Origin of the sequence: Azotobacter beijerinckii (assembly GCF_900110885.1) — a bacterium.
Lineage (GTDB): Bacteria > Pseudomonadota > Gammaproteobacteria > Pseudomonadales > Pseudomonadaceae > Azotobacter > Azotobacter beijerinckii.
The window spans coordinates 126047-146472 of record NZ_FOFJ01000007.1; the positions used below are offsets into that span (position 1 = coordinate 126047).

A 20426-nucleotide genomic window follows, 5' to 3' on the forward strand; every position below is an offset into this window, starting at 1 on the left:
CCGGCGAGCCCCTACAACGCCTTCTCGAACACCTTCGACTGCCGCTGGAAGTTGTACAGCGAGGCGCGCGCCGCCGGCAGGCGTTCGACGCCGCTGGGCTGGAAGCCGCGCTCGCGGAACCAGTGGGCGGTGCGGGTGGTGAGCACGAACAGGGTCTTCAGGCCCTGCGCGCGGGCGCGGGCTTCGATGCGCTCGAGCAGCTCGTCGCCGCGCCCGCCGTGACGATAGTCGGGGTTCACCGCCAGGCAGGCCAGTTCGCCGGCCTCGGAGTCGGCGATCGGATAGAGCGCGGCGCAGGCGATGATCAGCCCGTCGCGCTCGACGATGCTGAACTGGCCGATCTCGCGCTCCAGCACTTCCCGCGAGCGGCGCACCAGGATGCCCTGCTCCTCCAGCGGACGGATCAGCTCGATCAGCCCGCCGACGTCCTCGATGGTCGCCTCGCGCAGCTTCTCGAACTGCTCCTGGGTGACCAGGGTGCCGCCGCCGTCGCGGGTGAACAGCTCGTTGAGCAGCGCGCCGTCCTCGGCGTAGCTGACCACGTGGCTGCGCCGCACGCCGCCGCGGCAGGCCTGGGCGGCGGCGTCGAGCAACTCGGCCTGGTAGTCGGTGCCGAGGCGTTCGAGGTGCGCCGGAATCTGCTGCGGGCGCAGTTCGCGGATCAAGGCGCCCTGCTCGTCGAGCAGGCCCGACTCGGCGCCGAACAGCAGCAGCTTGTCGGCGCCCAGGTCGATGGCAGCGCGGGTCGCCACGTCCTCGCAGGCGAGGTTGAAGATTTCCCCGGTGGGCGAATAGCCCAGCGGCGAGAGCAGCACGATGGCGCGCTCGTCGAGCTGGCGGCCGATGCCCTTGCGGTCGATGCGCCGCACCTCGCCGGTGTGCAGGTAGTCGATGCCGTCGACCACGCCGATCGGCCGGGCGGTGACGAAGTTGCCGCCGACCACCCGCAGCCGGGCGCCCTGCATCGGCGAGGCGGCCATGTCCATCGACAGGCGCGCCTCGATGGCCAGGCGCAGGCTGCCGACCGCCTCGATCACGCACTCCAGGGTCGGCGCGTCGGTGATCCGCAGGTCGCGGTGAAAACGCGGCACGAGATCGCGGGCGGCGAGACGCGCCTCGATCTGCGGGCGCGAACCGTGCACCAGCACCAGGCGCACGCCGAGGCTGTGCAGCAGCACCAGGTCGTGGACGATGTTGCCGAAGTTGGGATGCTCGACGCCCTCGCCCGGCAGCATGACCACGAAGGTGCAGTCGCGGTGGGCGTTGATGTAGGGCGAGGCGTGGCGGAGCCAGTTGACGTAGTCGCGCATGGAAAACCTGTCTGGTTGATGCCGGCGGTGCCCGGACTTCCAGGAGGGCACCGCGTCCGAAGCCGAAGCGGTTGAAGGTAGGAGCCAGCGTGCTGGCGATCCGTCACAGGGAAGGGCATCGCCAGCACGCTGGCTCCTAGGGTCTGTTGACGTTTTGGCGTGAGCCGCGTTGCTGCGTCAAATGCCGCCAGGCAAGGCGCGGGGCGCCGGCAATGGTCATTCCCTTGCCAAGTCCCGCAACGCCGCATGGCGGCATTTGACGCGCAACCCGCCGGGACGGGGCCCGTCTGGTGCAGCACGGCGTCTCTCGTCGTTCATTTGGAATGACCAAACTTCTCTCCTCGTTCCTTTTCTGCGCCAGACGGGCCTCCGTCGCGGCCTACGCCAAAACGTCAACAGACCCTACGGGGTCGGGTACGGGGTCGAGGCAATAATGCCCGATCAGTTGGCGCAGCAGCCGCACGGTCGGCTCGATCCGCGCCAGCTCCAGGTACTCGTCCGGCTGGTGGGCACAGGCGATGTCGCCGGGGCCGAGGATCAGGGTTTCGCAACCGAGCTGCTGCAGGTAGGGCGCCTCGGTGCCGAAGGCCACCGCCTCCGCCCGATGCCCGGTGAGGCGCTCGGCCAGCCGTACCAGCTCGCCGCCCGCCGCCTGCTCGAACGGCGGCACGCCGGGGAACAGCGGGGCGTAGTCGAGGCGCACGCCGCGCCGCTCGGCCAAGGGCTGCAACGTGCCGCGGATCGCCGCGCGCAGCTGCTCGGGGTCCATGCCCGGCAGCGGACGCAGGTCGAACTCCAGGGCGCACCGGCCGCAGATCCGGTTGGGGTTGTCGCCGCCGTGGATGCAGCCCAGGTTCAGGGTCGGCTGCGGCACGTTGAACAGCGGGTTGCGAAATTCGCGCTGCCACTGGGTGCGCAGCGCGAGCAGCGCGCCGATGGCCTCGTGCATCGCCTCCAGGGCGCTGTTGCCGAGGCTCGGGTCGGAGGAGTGGCCGCTTCGTCCCTGGATGTCGATGCGCTCCATCATCACCCCCTTGTGCAGGCGGATCGGTTTCAGGCCGGTCGGCTCGCCGATCACCGCGGCCCGTCCCAGCGGGCGGCCGGCGGCGGCCAGGGCACGGGCGCCGGACATCGAGCTTTCCTCGTCGCAGGTGGCGAGGATCAGCAGCGGCTGGCGGAACGGCTGCTCCAGCAGCGGCTTCACCGCTTCGACGATCAGCGGGAAGAAGCCCTTCATGTCGCAGCTGCCCAGACCGTACCAGCGGTCGTCGCGCTCGGCGAGGAGCAGCGGGTCGCTGCGCCACAACGCGGCGTCGAAGGGCACGGTATCGCTGTGCCCGGCCAGCACCAGGCCGCCGGGACCGCTGCCGTAGGTGGCGAGCAGGTTGCACTTGCCGGGGGCGATGTCCTGGATCTCGCAGGCGAAGCCGAGGTCGGCCAGCCAGCCCGCCAGACGTTCGATCAGCGGACGGTTGGGCAGGTCCAGGGCAGCCTGGGTACAGCTCACCGAGGGCAGGGCGATCAGCTCGGCGAACTGCTGCTTGAGCGGGGGGATGGGCATCGACGGGCTTCCTGTACAGAGCGTGCGACCATCATAGGCCGGGGCGGCGGGCGAAGGAACGCCACGCCTCCATTCGTTTCTGTCGCTCATGGCCGAGCCCCGGGCGGGGTTCCATCTGGCATAATCGCGCCCCCCTTCACCCTGCAGTCACAAAAATTTCATGTTCGATCTTTTCAGCGGGCTGGACGCCTGGGTCGCGATCAGCCTGGTCCTGGCCCTGCTCTTCGTCCTGACCTTCGAGTTCATCAACGGTTTCCACGACACCGCCAATGCCGTCGCCACCGTGATCTATACCAAGGCGATGCCGCCGCACATGGCGGTGGTCCTCTCCGGCTGCTTCAACTTTCTCGGTGTGCTGCTCGGCGGGGTCGGCGTGGCCTACGCCATCGTCCACCTGCTGCCGGTGGAGCTGCTGATCAACGTCGACACCGGCCGTGGCCTGGTGATGGTGTTCGCCCTGCTCAGCGCGGCCATCGCCTGGAACCTCGGCACCTGGTACTTCGGCATCCCCGCCTCCAGCTCGCACACCCTGATCGGCTCGATCCTCGGCGTCGGCCTGACCAACGCCCTGCTCACCGACATTCCCCTCGGCGAAGGGGTGAACTGGCAGAAGGCGATCGACATCGCCCTGTCGCTGGTCTTCTCGCCGCTGGCCGGCTTCGCCGTCGCCGCGCTGATGCTGCTGGCGCTGCGCTGGTGGATGCCGCGCAGCAAGATGCACGAGACGCCGGGCGAGCGCCGGGCGCGCCGGGAAGGTCGGGGCAAGAAGCGCCCGCGGTTCTGGAACCGCCTGGTGCTGGTGGTTTCCGCGATGGGCATGAGCTTCGTGCATGGCTCCAACGACGGGCAGAAGGGCATCGGCCTGATCATGCTGGTGCTGATCGGCATCGTCCCGACCAAGTTCGTTCTCGACCTGAACAGCACCACCTACCAGATCGAGCGAACCCGCGACGCCGCGCTCTACCTCAACCAGTTCTACCAGCGCAACCACGATCCGCTGCGCGACTACCTGGCCCTCGGCAAGAACAACGGCACCGAGCTGCCGAAGCACTTCCGCTGCGATCCCCAGCTCACCGAGCCGACCATCGCCACCCTGCTGGGCGCCCTGGAGGGCGTCACCGACTACAAGGCCATGGACGCCGAACGACGCATCCAGATCCGCCGCTACCTGCTCTGCCTGGACGACACGGCGAAGAAGGTCGGCCGCCTGGAAAACCTGCCCGCGCGCGAGCAGGCCGACCTGAACAAGCTGCGCAAGGACCTCACCGCCACCACCGAATACGCGCCCTTCTGGGTGATCCTGGCGGTCGCCCTGGCCCTGGGCCTGGGCACCATGATCGGCTGGAAGCGGGTGGTGCTCACCGTCGGCGAGAAGATCGGCCGCCAGGGCATGACCTATGCCCAGGGCATGTGCGCACAGGTCACCGCCGTCAGCGCCATCGGCCTGGCCAACGTCTTCAGCCTGCCGGTGTCGACCACCCATGTACTGTCCTCCGGCGTCGCCGGCACCATGGTCGCCAATCGCAGCGGCTTGCAGAGCGACACCGTACGCCACATCCTGACCGCCTGGGTGCTCACCCTGCCGGCCTCGATGGCGCTCTCGGCCAGCATCTTCTGGCTGGGCACCCTGCTGTTCGCCTGAGCAATCCACTATGAGTCGATGATGGCCAAAGAAACCGAGATCAAGCTGCGGGTCAGCCGCACCACCCTCGCCGCCCTGCGCGAGCATCCCCTGCTCAAGGCACGCAGCGAGAACGGCTGGCAACGCCACGAGCTGTTCAACCAGTACTACGACACCGCAGCGCGGGAGCTGGCCCGGGCACGGGTCGCCCTGCGCCTGCGGCGCGACGGCGGGCAGTACATCCAGACCCTGAAGAGCCGCGGGCAGAGCGTTGCCGGACTGTCCGAGCGCAACGAGTGGGACTGGTACCTGGAGCAACCCGTTCTGGACCCGGCCAGGCTCGACGACCAGTGCTGGCCGGCCGAGCTGGCCGGGCTGGACAAGCAGAGCCTGCAGCCGATCTTCACCACCGACTTCGTCCGCGAGAAGGCCGACCTGGTCTGGCAGCGCGACGGACAGCGGGTAGCCGTCGAGGCGGCGCTGGACCTGGGCACGGTGGTCGCCGGAGCGCGGGAGGAGGAAATCTGCGAGCTGGAGCTGGAACTGCGCGAAGGCGAGCCCGCCGCCCTGCTGGAGCTGGCCCTCGCCCTGGCCGCCGACCTGCCGCTGATGCCCAGCGACATCAGCAAGGCCGAGCGCGGCTACCGCCTGTTCGACCCGGCCAGCTACGCCCTCGCCCTGCCGGCGCCGACGCCCGATGCGCAGACGCCGCTGGATACGGCCTTCGCGGCACTGGCCTGGCACCTGCTCGGCGCCAGCCAGCGGCTGGCCGAGCAGTACCGCTTCAGCGGCCACTGGAAACTGCTGGAGCAGTGGCTCGCCCAGCTGATCGACCTGCGCGCCCTGCTCGGCAGCCTCGGCCAGGCCGCCCCGCGGACCAGCTCCAGCGGGCTGCGCGGCGCGCTGGACGCGCTGATCGAGGACTGGCGGCCGCCCCTGCAGGCCGGCCAGGACGACGAGGCCGCGCGCCAAGCGGCCCCGGCACTGTTCGCCGCCGAACTGGCGCGGACCCGCTGGGGACTGCTCTCGCTGGAAGCCTCGCGCTGGCTGCTGGCGCGCGACTGGACCGCCCGCCGCACCCCCGCCGGCCAGCGCCAGGGTGCCGCGCCACTGGGCCGCTGGCTGGCGCGCCTGCTGGCGGACGAGGCACGGGAGCTGCCGCTGGCGCGCTACCGGCAGCAGCCGGAAGATCTCGCCGAACAACTCCCGCGCCTCGAGCGTATGTTAGTCTGGCTGCGCCTTGCCCGTGGTGTGCTGGAAATGCCCGAGCCAGACCGCCTGTACGGCGAACTGGTCAAGCTCGGCGAGCTGGCCGCCCGCCCGCTGGACGATGCCCTGCGCGAGCGGCGCGCCGCCCAGGCCCAGACCGTGGCGACCCTGAAACCCTGGAAAGCGCTGCTGAAATAGGCTCCCGCCGGCAGGGCGAGCCCCTGCCGCGCGACTCCGTCCGGACGCACGCAATCAATGTTCAAGCAAAGCCTCAAATCGATTTTCGCCACCTGGCTGACCGGCCTCCTGGCCCTTCTGCCGCTGACCCTGACCCTGGTACTGCTGGCCTGGATCATCAGCCTGCTGAACCGCCTGATCGGTCCCTCCACCCTCGCCGGGCAGATCTCCGCCGGCCTCGGCCAGTACTTCGTGAGCAATCCGTCGCTGGCCTACCTGTTCGGCGGCGTAGTCCTGCTGGCCTGCCTCTACCCGCTGGGTCTGGCCGTGCAGCTGGGACTGCGCCGGCCGCTGACCCGGCTGATCGACCTCACCCTGCGGCGCACGCCGCTGCTCGGCCAGCTCTACAACCTGGCGGACCGCTTCGTCGCCCTGCTGGACAAGAACAAGAACCCCGACATCACCGCCATGAGCCCGGTCTGGTGCTTCTTCGGCGGCGACGGCACCGCGGTGCTGGCGCTGCTGCCGAGCCCCGCGCCGATCGAGATCGAGGGCCGCAGCTATCACGCCATCCTGGTGCCCACCGCGCCCATCCCGATCGGCGGCGGGCTGCTCTACGTGCCGGTCGAATGGGTGCGCCCGGCGCACATGGGGATCGACGAGCTGACCAGCATCTATGTCTCCATGGGCCTCACTTCGCCGTCGGAAGCCAAGGCCCGGCGGGGCCAGAGCTTCGACCTGGATCACGGAAAAGGCCTCTGAAGACGCCCGTCGCTTCGCCCCGGCGGCCCCCTCGGGCATGCTGGCGAGCCACGCAGAACCACCGAGACTCCGCATGCCCTCCATCGCTTCTTCCCCCGAGGACCGCTGGCTCGACCTGGGCGACCTGCTGCGCGAGCTGGTCGCCCGCGGCCGGATCGGCCAGGACAGCGCCGAGCAGTGCCTGGCGATCCGCCGCAGCGCGGTGAACAACCAGCAGCACCCGCTGGAGTTCCTCGCCGCCCAGCAGCTCGACGACCGCCGCCAGCCCGGCCGCAAGCTCGACCTGGAAAGCCTCACCCAGTGGCTGGCCGACTACGCCGGGCAGCCCTACCTGCGCATCGACCCGCTGAAGATCGACGTCGCCGCGATGACCCCGCTGATGTCCTATGCCTTCGCCCAGCGCCACAAGATCCTCGCCGTGGCGATCGCCGCGGACGGCGTCACCGTCGCCAGCGCGCAGCCCTTCGTCGGCAGCTGGGAAGCCAACCTGACCCATGTGCTCCGGCGGCCGATCCGCCGGGTGGTGGCCAATCCGGCGGAGATCCAGCGCTTCACCGTGGAGTTCTACCGCCTGGCCAAGTCGGTCAGCGGCGCCTCGGCCAGCGAACAGAAAATCAGCGGCATCGGCAACTTCGAGCAGTTGCTCAAGCTCGGCGCGGCGGACCAGGAGCCGGACGCCAACGACGCGCACATCGTGACCATCGTCGACTGGCTGTTCCAGTACGCCTTCCAGCAGCGCGCCAGCGACATCCACATCGAGCCGCGCCGCGAGCAGGGCAGCGTGCGCTTTCGCATCGATGGCGTGCTGCACAACGTCTACCAGTTCCCGCCGCAGGTGACCATGGCGGTGGTCAGCCGGCTGAAATCCCTCGGCCGGATGAACGTCGCCGAGAAGCGCAGGCCGCAGGACGGCCGGGTCAAGACCAAGAGCCCGGACGGCGGCGAGATCGAACTGCGCCTCTCCACCCTGCCGACCGCCTTCGGCGAGAAGCTGGTGATGCGCATCTTCGATCCCGAGGTGCTGCTCAAAAGCTTCGACGCGCTCGGCTTCTCCGCCGACGACCTGCGCCGCTGGCAACACATGACCGGCCAGCCCAACGGCATCATCCTGGTCACCGGGCCGACTGGCTCGGGCAAGACCACCACGCTCTACACCACGCTGAAACAATTGGCGACGCCGGAGGTCAACGTCTGCACCATCGAAGACCCCATCGAAATGATCGAGCCGGCGTTCAACCAGATGCAAGTGCAGCACAACATCGACCTGACCTTCGCCAGTGGCGTGCGCGCGCTGATGCGCCAGGACCCGGACATCATCATGGTCGGCGAGATCCGCGACCTGGAAACCGCCGAGATGGCCATCCAGGCGGCGCTCACCGGCCACCTGGTGCTCTCCACCCTGCACACCAACGACGCGCCCAGCGCCATCACCCGCCTGCTCGAACTCGGCGTGCCCTACTACCTGCTCAAGGCCACCCTGCTCGGGGTCATGGCCCAGCGCCTGGTGCGCACCCTGTGCCCGCACTGCAAGGCGCCGGTCGCGCTCGACGAGGCCGACTGGCAGGCGCTGACCCGCCCCTGGAACGCCCCGCTGCCGAGCGGCGCGCACCGGGCGGTGGGGTGCCCGGAATGCCGCGACACCGGCTATCGCGGGCGGGCCGGGGTCTACGAGATCATGCTGCTGAACGATGCCCTCAAGCCGCTGATCGGTGCCGACACCGACCTGCTCGCCCTGCGCCGCGCCGCCTTCAAGGACGGCATGCGCAGCCTGCGCCTGTCCGGCGCGCTGAAGGTTGCCGCCGGATCGACCACCCTGGAGGAGGTCATGCGCGTCACCCCACAGAGCGAACAGCGCTAACCCGGTAAAATCCCCTCCGACCCGCTGCCGTACCACCTCGTCCCCTAGGAAGTCCCCATGCCAAGCTGTCGCATTGCCCGCCCCCATCCCGGTTCCGCCTGTACCGGCCTGCGGAGCTGCCGATGCTGCTGACCTGCCTGCAAGCGCTGTCACCCTGGCACTGGTTGGGCCTCGGTATCCTCCTGCTGATCCTGGAAGTCTTCGACGCCGGCGGCTACCTGCTGTGGCTGGCCCTGGTCGCCACCGGCCTCGCCGTGCTACTGCAGGTTCTGCCCGAGCTGTCCTGGAAGCTGCAGCTGCTGCTGTTCGTCAGCCTGTCGATGCCGCTGCTGCTGCTCTGGAAGCACTGGCGCCAGTACCTGCTGGACCGCTGATCGGGCCGGCCGCGCCGGCGCCCTCCGTCACGGAACTCGAACCGCAGCGGAATGATCTCATTTAGGCATCATTCCCTGGAGTTCCCCATGAAAAGCAAGTTCGCCGGCCTCGTCGTCATCCTCGCCACCCTGCCCTTCGGCGCGGTGCAAGCCCGCGACGATGGCTTCCTGCGCGACATCATCTCTTCCGGCCTCACCACCGCCTCGACCTACCTGACCTTCAAGGACGACAAGCTGATCGTCGCCGCCCAGGAAGACGCGGGCAGCTTCGTCGCCAGCGACGGCCAGATCCGCGGCCCCTATCTGGAGGCGGCGCTGCAGCAGCTGCGCGAGACCAATCCCCAGTTGCAGGCCAGCGACATGGAGCTGGCCAGCGCGATTCTCGCCAACCAGGCCGAGGCCCCGGCACGCTTCGGCGGCCACTGAGCCGCACCTGGGCGGCGGTAACGGTTGGGCGTTACCCGGCGCGCCCCGGGAAACACCCAGCTGTTACCCACACTCTCCTTATGGGTAGCGAATCTGGGTCGAACGGAAACAGAATGACACCTCCCCAGGCTCCACAGAAAAGGGCATTTTTATTAAGTTATTGATTTTAAAGGTTTTAACTTTTTTGGCACGGGTAATGCTCTATCTCGTGTACAACAAAAATAAAAAACAGCACCTTAAAACAACAACATAAAACGACTCTGACATAACAAGAATAAGCACGGCGGAGACGGCGCAAACTGATTTTTTTGGAGAGGATACGCGTTCAGGGGTCAAGGCCCCGCAGCCGGACAGAGAACAATAAAACTACCTCGAGGTAGCGCCCGGACTGGTTAGATCACGTAGTGGTCATCGCGATATCGGCGATCAAAGAAATACGTTTGCTCTTGGCCCCGATTGGGGCCGACTGAAGCATCTTCAGGGTGGCGGTCGACAAGAACAACAACAGATCGAGCACAAGAAGAACAAAGCACAAAGTCAATTTGGAGGGGAGCCCAGGCTCCCCTCTGTGCTTTCCGGAAAACCCTCGCTCTTCCCGGGACGCTCCGCTCAATCCCGCGGCTTGCCGCCCACCGCGTCCCCTTCCAGTTTCGCCAGCCGCTCCTCCAGTTCGGCGATGCGCGCCTCCAACGCCTCGATCCGGGCATTCGCCGTCCCTTCGTTACCGGCAGTGTGCGTCGCCCGCACAGCCAGCAGCTCCTCCAGATCCTCCGGCGTACCCAGCAGGTGCATATAGCGTTCCTCGCGCTGTCCCGGCTGGCGCGGCACCCGGCAGACCAGCTCGCGGCCGATCAACCGCTCCAGCTGGTGCTGCAGGTCTTCGCCGTCGTCGAAATCGTGCAGGCGGGCACTGCGGGTCAGCAGCTCGTTGACGGTCTGCGGACCGCGCAGCAGCAGCAGCCCGATCAGCACCAGCTGCGGTGGCGTGAGTTGCAGGGCCTTGTCGAGACGGTGCTCCCAGCGGTCCGCCCGGCTGCCCATGACCAGCTGCAGCAGGGCGCGCCCCTCCAGCTGGCGCAGACTCTGGCCAACCTGGCCGGGACTGAGGTTCATCAGCGGCTCGCGGCTGGTCTTCTGGTTGCAGGCGAGCACCAGGGCATTGAGGGTCAGCGGATAGCTTTCCGGGGTGGTCGCCTGCTTCTCGATCAGGCAACCCAGGATGCGGACTTCGACGGCATTGAGCGGCTCGCGCGCGCGCGGCGTTTCGGGCTGGTCGGACATGACGGGACATCCTCGACGGGAAAACCCCTAGCCTAGCGGGAGCGCCGTGCCCTTGAACATATCCATCCGCCCAACTTTCGGCATGCTGTGATCGAAAAGGGGGGCTGTTATGATCCCCCCGTGGGCTCCACGCGATCCCCTAGCGCAAGACGACACGAACAGGCCAACGATGCACCCGACTCCCTCACCGCCAGGTCAGCTGCAGCTGAGCGGCGCCGGCCAGTCCCCCGGACTGAGCATCGCCGGCGACTGGACGCTGCCGCACTACCCGCGCCTGAAGCGCGAGATCGAGCGCACCCGGCCGCAACTCGATGCCGCCTGTCCGGTCGCACTGGACGACCTGGGCGCCCTCGACACCGCCGGCGCCGGCCTGCTGGTGGAACTGCTCGGGGCCGAGCGCATCGCGGACATCGCCCGCTGGGCGCCGCAGCTGCCCGCCGAACGCCTGGCCCTGCTGCGCACGGTCGCCACGGCGCTGGCCGATTCTGCCGCCGGCCCCGGGGAAGAGCCGAAGCGCTCCACCCTCCGCGACGTGCTGGCGCACATCGGCCGGGTCGTCGAAACGCTCTGGGAGCAGCAGCGGACGCTGTACGGCTTCATCGGCCTGACCCTGAGCACCCTGCTGCTGACCCTGCCGCGCCCGCGGCGCTGGCGCATCACCCCGCTGGTCGCGCACATCGAGCGGACCGGGCTGGACGCCGTGCCCATCGTCGCCCTGCTGACCTTCATGGTCGGCGCGGTGGTGGCCTTCCTCGGCGCCACGGTACTCGGCCAGTTCGGCGCCACCATCTATACCGTCAACCTGGTGGCCTATTCCTTCCTGCGCGAATTCGGCGTGCTGCTCTGCGCCATCCTGATGGCCGGTCGCACCGCCAGCGCCTTCGCCGCGCAGATCGGCGCGATGAAGGCCAACGAGGAAATCGACGCGATCCGCGCGCTCGGCCTCGACCCGATCGAGCTGCTGGTGCTGCCGCGGGTGCTGGCGATGCTGATGACCCTGCCGATCCTCACCTTCATCGCCATGCTCTGCGGCATCCTCGGCGGCCTGGCGGTCTGCGTCCTGGCGCTGGACATCTCGCCGGTGCAGTACTTCGCGATCCTCGAGCAGGAGATTCCGGTCAACCATTACCTGGTCGGCCTCGGCAAGGCGCCGTTGTTCGCCTTCCTGATCGCCGTGATCGGCTGCCTGGAGGGCTTCAAGGCCAGCGGCAGCGCCCAGTCGGTCGGCGAACGCACCACCTCCAGCGTGGTGCAGTCGATCTTCATGGTGATCCTGCTGGACGCCCTGGCCGCGCTGTTCCTCATGGAGATGGGCTGGTGAGCGCCGGCACGCCGCCGCCGGAGCCGCTGATCCGGGTGCGCGGCCTGGTCAACCGCTTCGGTCGGCAGACGGTGCACGACGGCCTCGACCTGGACATCCGTCGCGGCGAGATCCTCGGCGTGGTCGGCGGCTCGGGCACCGGCAAGTCGGTGCTGCTGCGCAGCATCGTCGGCCTGCACCGGCCGAGCGCCGGGCGGATCGAGGTGTTCGGCGAGGATCTGCTGACCCTGCCGAGCGCGCAGCGCTCGCGGCTGGAGCGACGCTTCGGCGTGCTCTTCCAGCAGGGCGCCCTGTTCACCTCGCTGAACCTCGCGGAGAACGTCGCCCTGCCGCTGATCGAGCATGCCGGGCTATCGCGCCCCGAGGCCGAGCACCTGGCCCGGCTCAAGCTGGCGCTGGCCGGACTGCCGGCCAACGCCGCCGACAAGTACCCGGACGAGTTGTCCGGCGGGATGATCAAGCGCGCCGCCCTGGCTCGCGCCCTGGCGCTGGACCCGGAGGTGCTGTTTCTCGACGAGCCGACGGCCGGCCTCGACCCGATCGGCGCGGCGGCCTTCGATCAGCTTATCCTCACCCTGCGCGACGCCCTCGGGCTCGGCGTGTTCCTGGTCACCCACGATCTGGACACCCTCTACACCAGCTGCGACCGGGTCGCCGTGCTGGCGCAGAAACGCGTGCTGGTGGCCGATCGCCTCGAGGTGGTGGCCGCCACCGACGACGCCTGGATCCGCGAATACTTCCACGGCCCGCGCGGCCGCGCGGCGCAACGGGCAGCCGAACTGCAGGAGACCCCCTGATGGAAACCCGAGCTCATCACGTGCTAATCGGCCTGTTCACCGTCCTCGCGGTGCTCGCCGCCCTGCTCCTCGCCCTCTGGCTGGGCAAGTCCAGCCTGGACCGCGACTTCGACCACTACGAAGTGCTATTCAACCACTCGGTGAGCGGCCTGGGGGTCGGCAGCCCGGTGGAGTACAGCGGCATCCGGGTCGGCGACGTGGAACAGCTCTGGCTCGACCCCCAGGACCCGCGCATGGCCCGCGCGAGCATCCGCCTCGACAGCGGCACGCCGATCAAGCGCGACACCCACGCCCGCCTGTTGCTGGCCAACATCACCGGTGCCCGCAGCATCCAGCTGTTCGGCGGCACGCCGCAAAGCGCGCCGCTCAAGGGCGAGGACGGCCGGCTGCCGCTGATCGTCGCCGACCCCTCGCCGCTCAGCGCCCTGCTGGACGACGGCGGGGATCTGATGAGCGACGTCAACAACATCCTGAGCGGCGCCAGCCATGTCTTCTCGGCAGACAACATCACCCACTTCGGCCGCACCCTGGCCAATCTCGAGCAAGCCACCGGCGCGCTCGCCGAACAGCGCAGCGAACTCCGCCAGGCCATGCAGCAGCTCAACCAGCTCGGCCAGAAGACCGGCCTCCTGCTCGAGGAAGTCACCCGGCTGACGCGCAACGCCAACGGCCTGCTGGACGGCAGCGGCCGCCAGCTGCTGGCCAGCGCGCAGCGCTCGATGACCACCCTGGAGCGTACCAGCACACGCCTGGACCGACTGCTGGAGGACAACCACAAAGCCCTGGACGACGGCCTGAACGGCATCGCCGAGCTGGGCCCGGCGATCGGCGAGCTGCGCGCCACCCTCGGCGGCGTGCGCCGGGTCACCCGCCACCTCGAAGACAACCCTTCCGGCTTCTTCCTCGGCCGGGAGCAGATGCAGGAGTTCGCGCCGTGAACCGTCAGCCCCTCCGCCCCCTCGCCCTTCTCCTCCTGCTGGGCAACCTGACGGCCTGCTCGGTGCTGCCCGAGGCCGAGCAGATCCATGTCTACCGCCTGCCGGGCTCGCCGCTCCAGGCTCAGGCCGCCACCGCCCGTCTCGACCAGGCGCTGTGCATCGCCACCCCCAAGGCCGACCGCATGCTCGGCAGCGCGCGCATCGCGGTGGTGCCGGAGGGCAACCGGATCAGCGGCTACCAGGGCGCCCGCTGGAGCGACGACGCCCCGACCCTGCTGCGCGACCGGCTGATCGAGGCCTTCCGCGAGGACGGCCGGACGGCCTCGGTGAGCAGCGACGACAACCACTTGCATACCGACCTGGAACTGCTCGGCGACCTGCGCGCTTTCCATGCCGAATACGTCGGCGGCAAGCCGCAGGTGCGGGTCAGCCTCGACGTCAGCCTGGTGCACAGCGCCAGCCAGCGCGTCCTCGCCAGCCGCCGCTTCGAGGTGCGCCAGAGCGCCGGGGACGAACGGCTCGACAGCGTGGTCGCCGCCTTCGGCGCGGCCGGCGACCAGTTGAGCCGGCAACTGGTGGACTGGACGCTGGCCCAGGGCGATCGCCTGGCCGGCCGTTGACGCCGGGCCGGGACGCCCGCTCAGCGTCTGGCGATGATGTATACCGCATGGACGATACCCGGCAGGTAGCCGAGCAGGGTCAGCAGGATGTTCAGCCAGAAGGCGCCGGCGAAGCCGACCTGCAGGAACACGCCGAGCGGCGGCAGCAGGATGGCGATAAGGATGCGCAACAGGTCCATGGAAGAGTCCTCCGTCAGGGCCCGGACGGGCCTTTCCTGAATCGACCCGCCCCACTCCCGGGGGTTCCGCCGGCGCTGGCCATACTTGCCCGGCGGTCGACGCAGGAGCTTCCAACTGCGGAGCCGGCTGGCCGCCGTCCAGCGCAACCTGCTGGAGCGCGCCCGCCGCCCTCGGCGACGCCTCCCCATCCTCCCGCTGGCGCACGCCTGGCCAATGCCGAACGCGCCAGCCTGTACAACAAGCTGCAGCAGCACGGACTCGGCAAACGCTGAATAGCCACGCTGTCCGGCAGAATGGACCGCCGGTGACGCCAGAAAACGGGACATGTCTTGCGGACAGGCCACCGCCAACGGACGGAAATCGCCAGTCCTCCGCACAATCACCGACAACTGCCGCCACCGACCTGCCGGCACGGGTCTCGCTACAGATCGAACAGGCCCAGCACAGAGCCGTCACGATTTGGCGTGAAGGTTGGGTCGCGGTCGGACCCAGCCTCTTTTTTCTCGCCTGCCTCCCACGGGCTTGCCCCGGCAGATGCCCAACCGCACCACCCCTCCTGCAGCACGGGAAGCGAGCTTCATTTCGAGCGGACAAAAAAACGCCCCGGCATTCCTGGCGGGGCGGCTGCGATGTCGCAAGAGACGGTATTCAGTTTCGGCCGGAGATCCGGCCCAGCGCACGCGTCAGGCGCTTGAGCATTTCGTCGATGTTGCCGTGGCTGACCGTCAGCGCCGGGGAAAAGCCCAGACAGTGCGCTTGTGGCGCATCGATCAGCAGGCGCTCCTTCAGCGCCGCCTCCACCACCGCCGGTGCCGACAGGCCGACCAGCGGCAGACCGAGCAACAGGCCATGACCGCGCAACGGCCCGTGTCCATGCCGACGGGCCAGTTGCGCCAGCCCCTCGCTCAAGTGCTCGCCGACCGCGCGAACATGCTCGAGAAAACCCGGCTCCAGCACCGCGTCGAGCACTGCCAGACCGGCACCGGTCGCCAGCGAGTTGCTGTGGCAACTGCCGATCAGATCGCCCGGCTCGAAACAGCAGGCGTTGCCGCGGGCCAGCAGGGCTGCCAGGGGCACACCGCCGCCCAGTCCCTTGCCGAGCGTGACCACATCGGCGCGTACGCCATACAGCTCCTCGGCCAGCAGGGCGCCGCAGCGCCCGATCCCGGTCTGCAGCTCGTCGAGAATCAGCAGCAGGCCACGCTCCCGGCACAACCGGGCGACACCCTGCAGGTATTCCAGGGTCGCCGGGATGGCTCCCGCTTCCCCCAGCAGCGGCTCCAGCATCACCGCCACGGTCTGCTCGTCGAGCGCGGCCGCCAGCGCCCCCAGATCGTTGAAGGGCACACTGGCGAAGCCCGCCGCTCCGGCCTCGCTCCCGGGCCGCGCGGACGCCTTGCCCGGGGAACCGTTGAACGCGGTGACGATGCGCCCGGCACCGCCACGGTGCAGCTGTCCCCACTTGCGCGCCAGCCTGATCGCCACCTCGTTGGCCTCGGCACCACTACTCAAGAAGTACGCCTGATCGCTATCGGTGGCATGGCACAAACGCGTAGCCAGCTTGAGCATGCCGAGGTTGTAGTACCCCGCTCCCAGGTTGATCAGGTTTTCCACCTGACGCCGCAGGGCGCTCACCAGCACGCTCGGACTGTGCCCCAGACTGTTCACCGCCCCTCCCTGGTTGAAGTCGAGGTAGGCATCGCCCTCGGCATCCCACAGCCACGAGCCCTGGCCGCGCACGAACAATTGCGGCGGACGCTCCACGGTGCGCATCACCCGCATGCGGGCCAAGGCATCGCGCATCGTACGTTCCTCGCGGTAGCAGTCGTTCATCGGCAACGGCCCGAGTAGCGAAGTCTTGAGCGAATACTCCGGTAATCGGCGATGCCGGTCAGCCCATCGCCATTTTCTTCGGATTTACCTATGAACAATCCTGATACTGCCGCCTGGCACATCTTGCAATCTGGCCTCTACAGCGCTGTAAGCATGATCAATGGGCGCTAGACTAGGGAGTCCCGACACTCAGGGCTATTTCGATTTTCCAGATTTATTCATAAGGAAAAATTATGGACTTTCGTCAGCTACGCTATTTCGTCGCACTTTACGAGGAAGGTCACGTCGGACGTGCCGCGGAACGTCTGAGCCTGTCGCAACCGGCGCTCTCGCAACAGATCCGCCACCTGGAGGCGGACCTCGACGTCAGCCTGTTCCAACGCACCGGCAAGCGCCTGCTGCCGACCCTGGCCGCACAGACCCTGTACAGCCATGCGGTGCCGCTGCTGGAAGGCCTAGGGCGCGCCCGCGATGCGCTGCGCGCCTTTCGCGGCCAGGCTGCGCGCAGCCTGGCGGTCGGCGTACTGCAGACGGTCAGCGCCAGCCTGGTGCCGCTGCTGCTGGAGCGCCTGCGCCAAGCGCAGCCACACCTGGTGGTACAGCTCTACGAACTGTCCGGCATCGATATCGAACGGCGCCTGCTGACCGGTACCCTGGATATCGGTATCGGCTTCCTGCCGCCGCGCCAGCCCGGGCTGCACAGCCTGCCGCTGTACGAGGACGAACTGCAGCTGGTGATTCCGGAGAACCATCCGCTGAAGGATTTCAAGAAGGTTTCCCTGGCCCAGGCGGCGGAGCTGCCGATGCTGCTGCTCGGCGAGGAGTTCCGCGTGCGACAGATCTGGCAGGAACAGCTCGGCATGCTCGGCCGGCGCCCACAGGTGCAGGCCGAACTGAATCACATGAACAGCATTCTCGACAGCCTGCCGCAGACACCCCTGGCCACAGTGCTGCCAGGCTGCTCGCGACCGCCGCACAGCCACCCGGATCTGTTGTGGAAACCGCTCAGCGAGCCGCGCATCCCGCTGAAGGTGGGACTGGTCTATCGCGATGCACAGCGCCAGCAGGGCATGCTGGATCTACTGCGCTCGCTGCTGGAAGGGATGCCCGGCCTCCACGAAGCCCATGGCTGAACGCAGGAGTGTGCCCTTTTCGGACGGACAAAAAAGAAAACCCCGCAAAGCGGGGTCTTGCAGACTGATTCTGACATCCGTGACTATCCGCCATCCTGGCAGATCATCCCTGAACCATCCTTGAGTTGCGTGGCGCATCCTGCGCGCATCATCCGTGACTGTCGCCGTCCTGGCGATCATCCTTGAACTCCCCGACGCATCCTGCGCCAACCTTCCCTGGGCACCCGCCATCCTGGCGAAATCCTCGACGACATCCTTGCCGTTCGATGCGCTTCCTGCGCGACTTCCCTATCCCCTGCCATCCTGCGCAGTGCTTCTGCGAGCGACGCCGTCCGTGTTTTTCAGTGCGCTTCCTGCGCGACGTCCTTGAGCAATAGAATAGGCATGCCCCCGTTGGGTAAACAGTCGTGATCACCATCACGCCATGTAAGCCTTCGCCTACACACCTCACCGGACTGTCGTCCGGTGAGTCTCGCCCCAACCCGGGGGAAACCTGGCGCACCGGATGCCTGCAACCTGACAACAGGTTTCGGGGCCCGATACAGGCAGGCTGGGGACGCCCCTCTTCTGTTCCTCCAAGCGGCTTTCCGGACTTCGGCCCGGCCGGCCGCAGGCCGGAAAACGCCAAGCGCCCTCCTCCCCCGATACCGCCGACGCGCCACCCAGCCTTCTCGCTCGCCGCACAGCCAGCGGGCAAGGACAGCGCCTCAGGCACGGCAGCAGTGCAACGGCAGGGTAGAATGCCGCCCTCCCTGCCTGGAGCCGCGCATGTTTCACGTTATCCTCTTCCAACCGGAAATTCCACCGAACACCGGCAACATCATCAGACTCTGCGCCAATACCGGCTGCAGCCTGCACCTGATCGACCCGCTGGGCTTCGAGCTGGACGACAAGCGCCTGCGCCGTGCCGGCCTGGACTACCACGAGTACGCCACTCTCAAGCGCCATGCCGACCTGCCCGCCTGCCTGGAAAGCCTCGGCCAACCGCGCGTATTCGCCTTCACCACCAAGGGTTCGCAGCCCTATCACAGCGTGAGCTACCGCCGCGGCGATGCCTTCCTATTCGGCCCGGAGAGCCGCGGCCTACCCCAGGAAATCCGCGACACCCTGCCGGCGGAACAGCGTCTGCGCCTGCCAATGCGCCCCGACTGTCGCAGCCTGAACCTGTCGAACACGGTGGCGGTGGCGGTCTACGAGGCCTGGCGTCAGCTCGACTTCGCAATGGAGTGAGCGGACACAAAAAAAGCGCCCCGCAGGGCGCTTTCTTCGGCAGGCCTTCGGCCTTACTGCACCGTGGTCGGTGCTTGGCCTTCGGCCTGCAGCCGCGCCAGCTCCTGGGCGTAGAGCACGTCGAAGTTCACCGGTGCCAGCATCAGGGCCGGGAAGGAACCGCGCACGACCAGGTTGTCCAGCGCCTCGCGGGCATAGGGGAAGAGCAGGCTCGGGCAGAAGGCGCCCAGGGTGTGCCCCATGGCATCGGCATCCAGCCCCTTGATCAGGAAGATGCCGGCCTGCTGCACTTCGGCGATGAAGGCCACTTCCTCGCCGGTCTTCACCGTGACCGAGAGGGTCAGCACCACTTCGTAGAAGTCGCCGCCGTTCAGCGGCTTCTGCTTGGTATTCAGGTCCAGCTGGACGCTCGGCTTCCAGTCCTGGCGGAAGATCTCCGGGGCCTTCGGGGCCTCGAAGGAGAGGTCGCGCACGTAGATGCGCTGCAGGGAAAACTGGGCGTTCTGGCCGTCTTGCGCGGCGCCGTTGCTAGCTTGTTCAGTCATGGCAGAGCCTTGTTCGATTTGCGGATTCAATCCTTGAGCAGCGCGTCCAGACGACCCGCGCGCTCCAGGGCATGGAGATCGTCACACCCACCCACATGGGTATCGCCGATCCAGATTTGCGGCACCGTGGTACCTCCAGCCGCCTTGCGGATCATTTCCGCATGCAGCTCCGGCCGGCCGTCGATGCCGATTTCCTGATAGGAAACACCCTTCCTCTCCAGCAACTGCTTGGCGCGAATGCAGTAGCTGCAGGTACGCCTGGTGTAAATGACGACGTGCGGCATGGCGCTTCCCTCACTTCACCACGGGCAGGTTGTCCCCGCGCCAGGTGCCCATGCCGCCGCTCAGCCTGGCCACGCTGAAACCGGCCTTCTGCAGGTCGCGGCAGACGGTGCCGGCATGCTGGCCCATGGCATCGACCACGATGAGGGTCTTGGCCCGGAACTTTTCCAGCTCGGCCATGCGGCCGGCCAGCTTGTCGTAGGGAATGTTGAAGGCGCCGACGATATGTCCGGTGGAGAACTCCTTGTGGGCACGCACATCCAGCACCATGCCCTGCTCGCCGTTGAGCAGCGAGGTCAGTTCGCCACTGCTGAGGCTACGACCGCCGCGGCGCAGTTCGGTCACCAGCAGCAGGGCCAGCAGGACGACCAACAGGCCGACGAGGAAGTAGTGGTGGGCGGCGAATTCAATCAGCTTGGGGACCATCGAGAAGTTCCAGAGCGGTAAAATCCCGGCAGTATACACAGCCCCCCAGGCCGGCTGAACCCGCCGACGCCGCGGCAGTCAATGGCTATGACGCTGCGCCCCGCGAGGCAGTAGACTGTCGCCCCTGCACGCCCAGACCTGCCGGGCGCCCCACATCACCGCATCATCAGAGTCGGAACCATGACTGCCACCCCCAAACCGCTGGTACTCATCATCCTCGACGGCTTCGGTCACAGTGACAGCCCCGCCCACAACGCCATCCACGCTGCCCATACCCCGGTGCTCGACCGCCTGAACGCCAGTTGCCCCCACGGCCTGATCTCCGGCTCCGGCATGGACGTCGGCCTGCCCGACGGCCAGATGGGCAATTCCGAGGTCGGCCACATGAACCTCGGCGCCGGCCGCGTGCTCTACCAGGACCTCACCCGCGTCACCAAGGCCATCCAGGACGGCGAGTTCTTCGAGAACCCGGCAATCTGCGCCGCGGTCGACCAGGCCGTCGATGCCGGCAAGGCGGTGCACATCCTCGGCCTGCTCTCCGA

General features: G+C 67.8%; 20 protein-coding genes and 1 pseudogene. 13 read left to right on the top strand and 8 right to left on the bottom strand.

Translation table 11 applies throughout. The features are described 5' to 3' along the window. Window positions 1-11: 11 nt before the first annotated feature. Both argA and argE read right to left on the bottom strand, forming a co-directional pair. A complete protein-coding gene (gene argA, locus BMY22_RS05800) occupies window positions 12-1310 on the bottom strand; it encodes an amino-acid N-acetyltransferase (RefSeq protein WP_090620276.1) in 1299 nt (432 codons plus the stop codon). A gap of 379 nt (window positions 1311-1689) precedes the next feature. Further along, window positions 1690-2871 (bottom strand): acetylornithine deacetylase, encoded by a 1182-nt coding sequence (gene argE / locus BMY22_RS05805; protein WP_090620277.1) that lies wholly within the window; start codon window positions 2869-2871, stop codon window positions 1690-1692. Between the two features lie 160 nt (window positions 2872-3031). Here argE and BMY22_RS05810 point away from each other — a divergent pair, with 160 nt between their 5' ends. The 6 genes from BMY22_RS05810 (at window position 3032) to BMY22_RS05835 (ending at window position 9298) form a co-directional block, all read left to right on the top strand. Continuing rightward, window positions 3032-4513, top strand: coding sequence for an inorganic phosphate transporter (locus BMY22_RS05810; protein WP_090620279.1), 1482 nt, complete (start codon window positions 3032-3034; stop codon window positions 4511-4513). 21 nt (window positions 4514-4534) lie between these two features. Further along, entirely contained in the window at window positions 4535-5899 is a 1365-nt protein-coding gene (locus BMY22_RS05815; RefSeq protein WP_090620281.1) for a CYTH domain-containing protein, read from the top strand. A gap of 57 nt (window positions 5900-5956) precedes the next feature. Further along, complete coding sequence (locus BMY22_RS05820; protein ID WP_090620282.1) at window positions 5957-6640, top strand: DUF502 domain-containing protein; 684 nt, start codon at window positions 5957-5959, stop codon at window positions 6638-6640. 73 nt (window positions 6641-6713) lie between these two features. Further along, on the top strand, window positions 6714-8498 hold the full coding sequence (gene tfpB / locus BMY22_RS05825; protein WP_090620284.1) for a type IV pilus assembly ATPase TfpB: 1785 nt from the start codon (window positions 6714-6716) through the stop codon (window positions 8496-8498). 122 nt (window positions 8499-8620) lie between these two features. Further along, window positions 8621-8872 carry an NfeD family protein gene (locus tag BMY22_RS05830; protein ID WP_090620286.1) on the top strand — a complete coding sequence of 84 codons (252 nt, stop codon included), beginning with the start codon at window positions 8621-8623 and terminating at the stop codon, window positions 8870-8872. Between the two features lie 87 nt (window positions 8873-8959). Continuing rightward, window positions 8960-9298 (top strand): DUF2388 domain-containing protein, encoded by a 339-nt coding sequence (locus BMY22_RS05835; protein ID WP_090620287.1) that lies wholly within the window; start codon window positions 8960-8962, stop codon window positions 9296-9298. A gap of 609 nt (window positions 9299-9907) precedes the next feature. Here the strand turns inward: BMY22_RS05835 and BMY22_RS05840 are convergent. After that, window positions 9908-10579, bottom strand: coding sequence for a YceH family protein (locus tag BMY22_RS05840; RefSeq protein WP_090620288.1), 672 nt, complete (start codon window positions 10577-10579; stop codon window positions 9908-9910). A 169-nt stretch (window positions 10580-10748) separates the two neighbouring features. On the opposite strand from BMY22_RS05840, the gene BMY22_RS05845 reads away from it, so the two are divergent. From BMY22_RS05845 to BMY22_RS05860, 4 genes are read left to right on the top strand one after another with little or no spacing between them, the layout of a single operon-like run. After that, window positions 10749-11900, top strand: a complete 1152-nt coding sequence (locus tag BMY22_RS05845; protein WP_090620290.1) for an MlaE family ABC transporter permease — start codon at window positions 10749-10751, stop codon at window positions 11898-11900. Next, window positions 11897-12697, top strand: a complete 801-nt coding sequence (locus tag BMY22_RS05850) for an ABC transporter ATP-binding protein (RefSeq protein ID WP_090620291.1) — start codon at window positions 11897-11899, stop codon at window positions 12695-12697. Before BMY22_RS05845 ends, BMY22_RS05850 begins: the two co-directional genes overlap by 4 nt. Continuing rightward, the gene (locus BMY22_RS05855) at window positions 12697-13635 is read left to right on the top strand and encodes an MlaD family protein (protein WP_090620292.1); all 939 of its coding nucleotides are present in this window, start codon (window positions 12697-12699) and stop codon (window positions 13633-13635) included. Before BMY22_RS05850 ends, BMY22_RS05855 begins: the two co-directional genes overlap by 1 nt. After that, window positions 13632-14255, top strand: a complete 624-nt coding sequence (locus BMY22_RS05860; RefSeq protein WP_090620294.1) for an ABC-type transport auxiliary lipoprotein family protein — start codon at window positions 13632-13634, stop codon at window positions 14253-14255. Before BMY22_RS05855 ends, BMY22_RS05860 begins: the two co-directional genes overlap by 4 nt. 20 nt (window positions 14256-14275) lie before the next feature. Here BMY22_RS05860 and BMY22_RS05865 read toward each other — a convergent pair whose 3' ends face one another. Both BMY22_RS05865 and BMY22_RS05870 read right to left on the bottom strand, forming a co-directional pair. Then, window positions 14276-14434: a YqaE/Pmp3 family membrane protein gene (locus BMY22_RS05865; protein WP_090620295.1), complete on the bottom strand. Its 159-nt coding sequence runs from the start codon at window positions 14432-14434 to the stop codon at window positions 14276-14278. Between the two features lie 649 nt (window positions 14435-15083). Further along, window positions 15084-16238: an aspartate aminotransferase family protein gene (locus tag BMY22_RS05870; RefSeq protein WP_208599234.1), complete on the bottom strand. Its 1155-nt coding sequence runs from the start codon at window positions 16236-16238 to the stop codon at window positions 15084-15086. A 263-nt stretch (window positions 16239-16501) separates the two neighbouring features. On the opposite strand from BMY22_RS05870, the gene BMY22_RS05875 reads away from it, so the two are divergent. After that, a complete protein-coding gene (locus tag BMY22_RS05875) occupies window positions 16502-17401 on the top strand; it encodes a LysR family transcriptional regulator (protein WP_090620297.1) in 900 nt (299 codons plus the stop codon). Between the two features lie 768 nt (window positions 17402-18169). Next, window positions 18170-18631, top strand: coding sequence for a tRNA (uridine(34)/cytosine(34)/5-carboxymethylaminomethyluridine(34)-2'-O)-methyltransferase TrmL (gene trmL / locus BMY22_RS05880; protein ID WP_090620299.1), 462 nt, complete (start codon window positions 18170-18172; stop codon window positions 18629-18631). A 53-nt stretch (window positions 18632-18684) separates the two neighbouring features. Here trmL and secB read toward each other — a convergent pair whose 3' ends face one another. Genes secB through BMY22_RS05895 form a run of 3 tightly spaced genes read right to left on the bottom strand, consistent with a single transcriptional unit; the run spans window position 18685 to window position 19884 of the window. Beyond that, window positions 18685-19176 (bottom strand): protein-export chaperone SecB, encoded by a 492-nt coding sequence (gene secB / locus BMY22_RS05885; protein WP_090620300.1) that lies wholly within the window; start codon window positions 19174-19176, stop codon window positions 18685-18687. A 26-nt stretch (window positions 19177-19202) separates the two neighbouring features. After that, a complete protein-coding gene (gene grxC / locus BMY22_RS05890) occupies window positions 19203-19460 on the bottom strand; it encodes a glutaredoxin 3 (protein ID WP_090620302.1) in 258 nt (85 codons plus the stop codon). 10 nt (window positions 19461-19470) lie between these two features. Beyond that, window positions 19471-19884: a rhodanese-like domain-containing protein gene (locus BMY22_RS05895; protein WP_090620303.1), complete on the bottom strand. Its 414-nt coding sequence runs from the start codon at window positions 19882-19884 to the stop codon at window positions 19471-19473. A gap of 180 nt (window positions 19885-20064) precedes the next feature. On the opposite strand from BMY22_RS05895, the pseudogene BMY22_RS05900 reads away from it, so the two are divergent. Continuing rightward, a pseudogene (locus BMY22_RS05900) lies at window positions 20065-20426 on the top strand (2,3-bisphosphoglycerate-independent phosphoglycerate mutase); the annotation flags it as partial.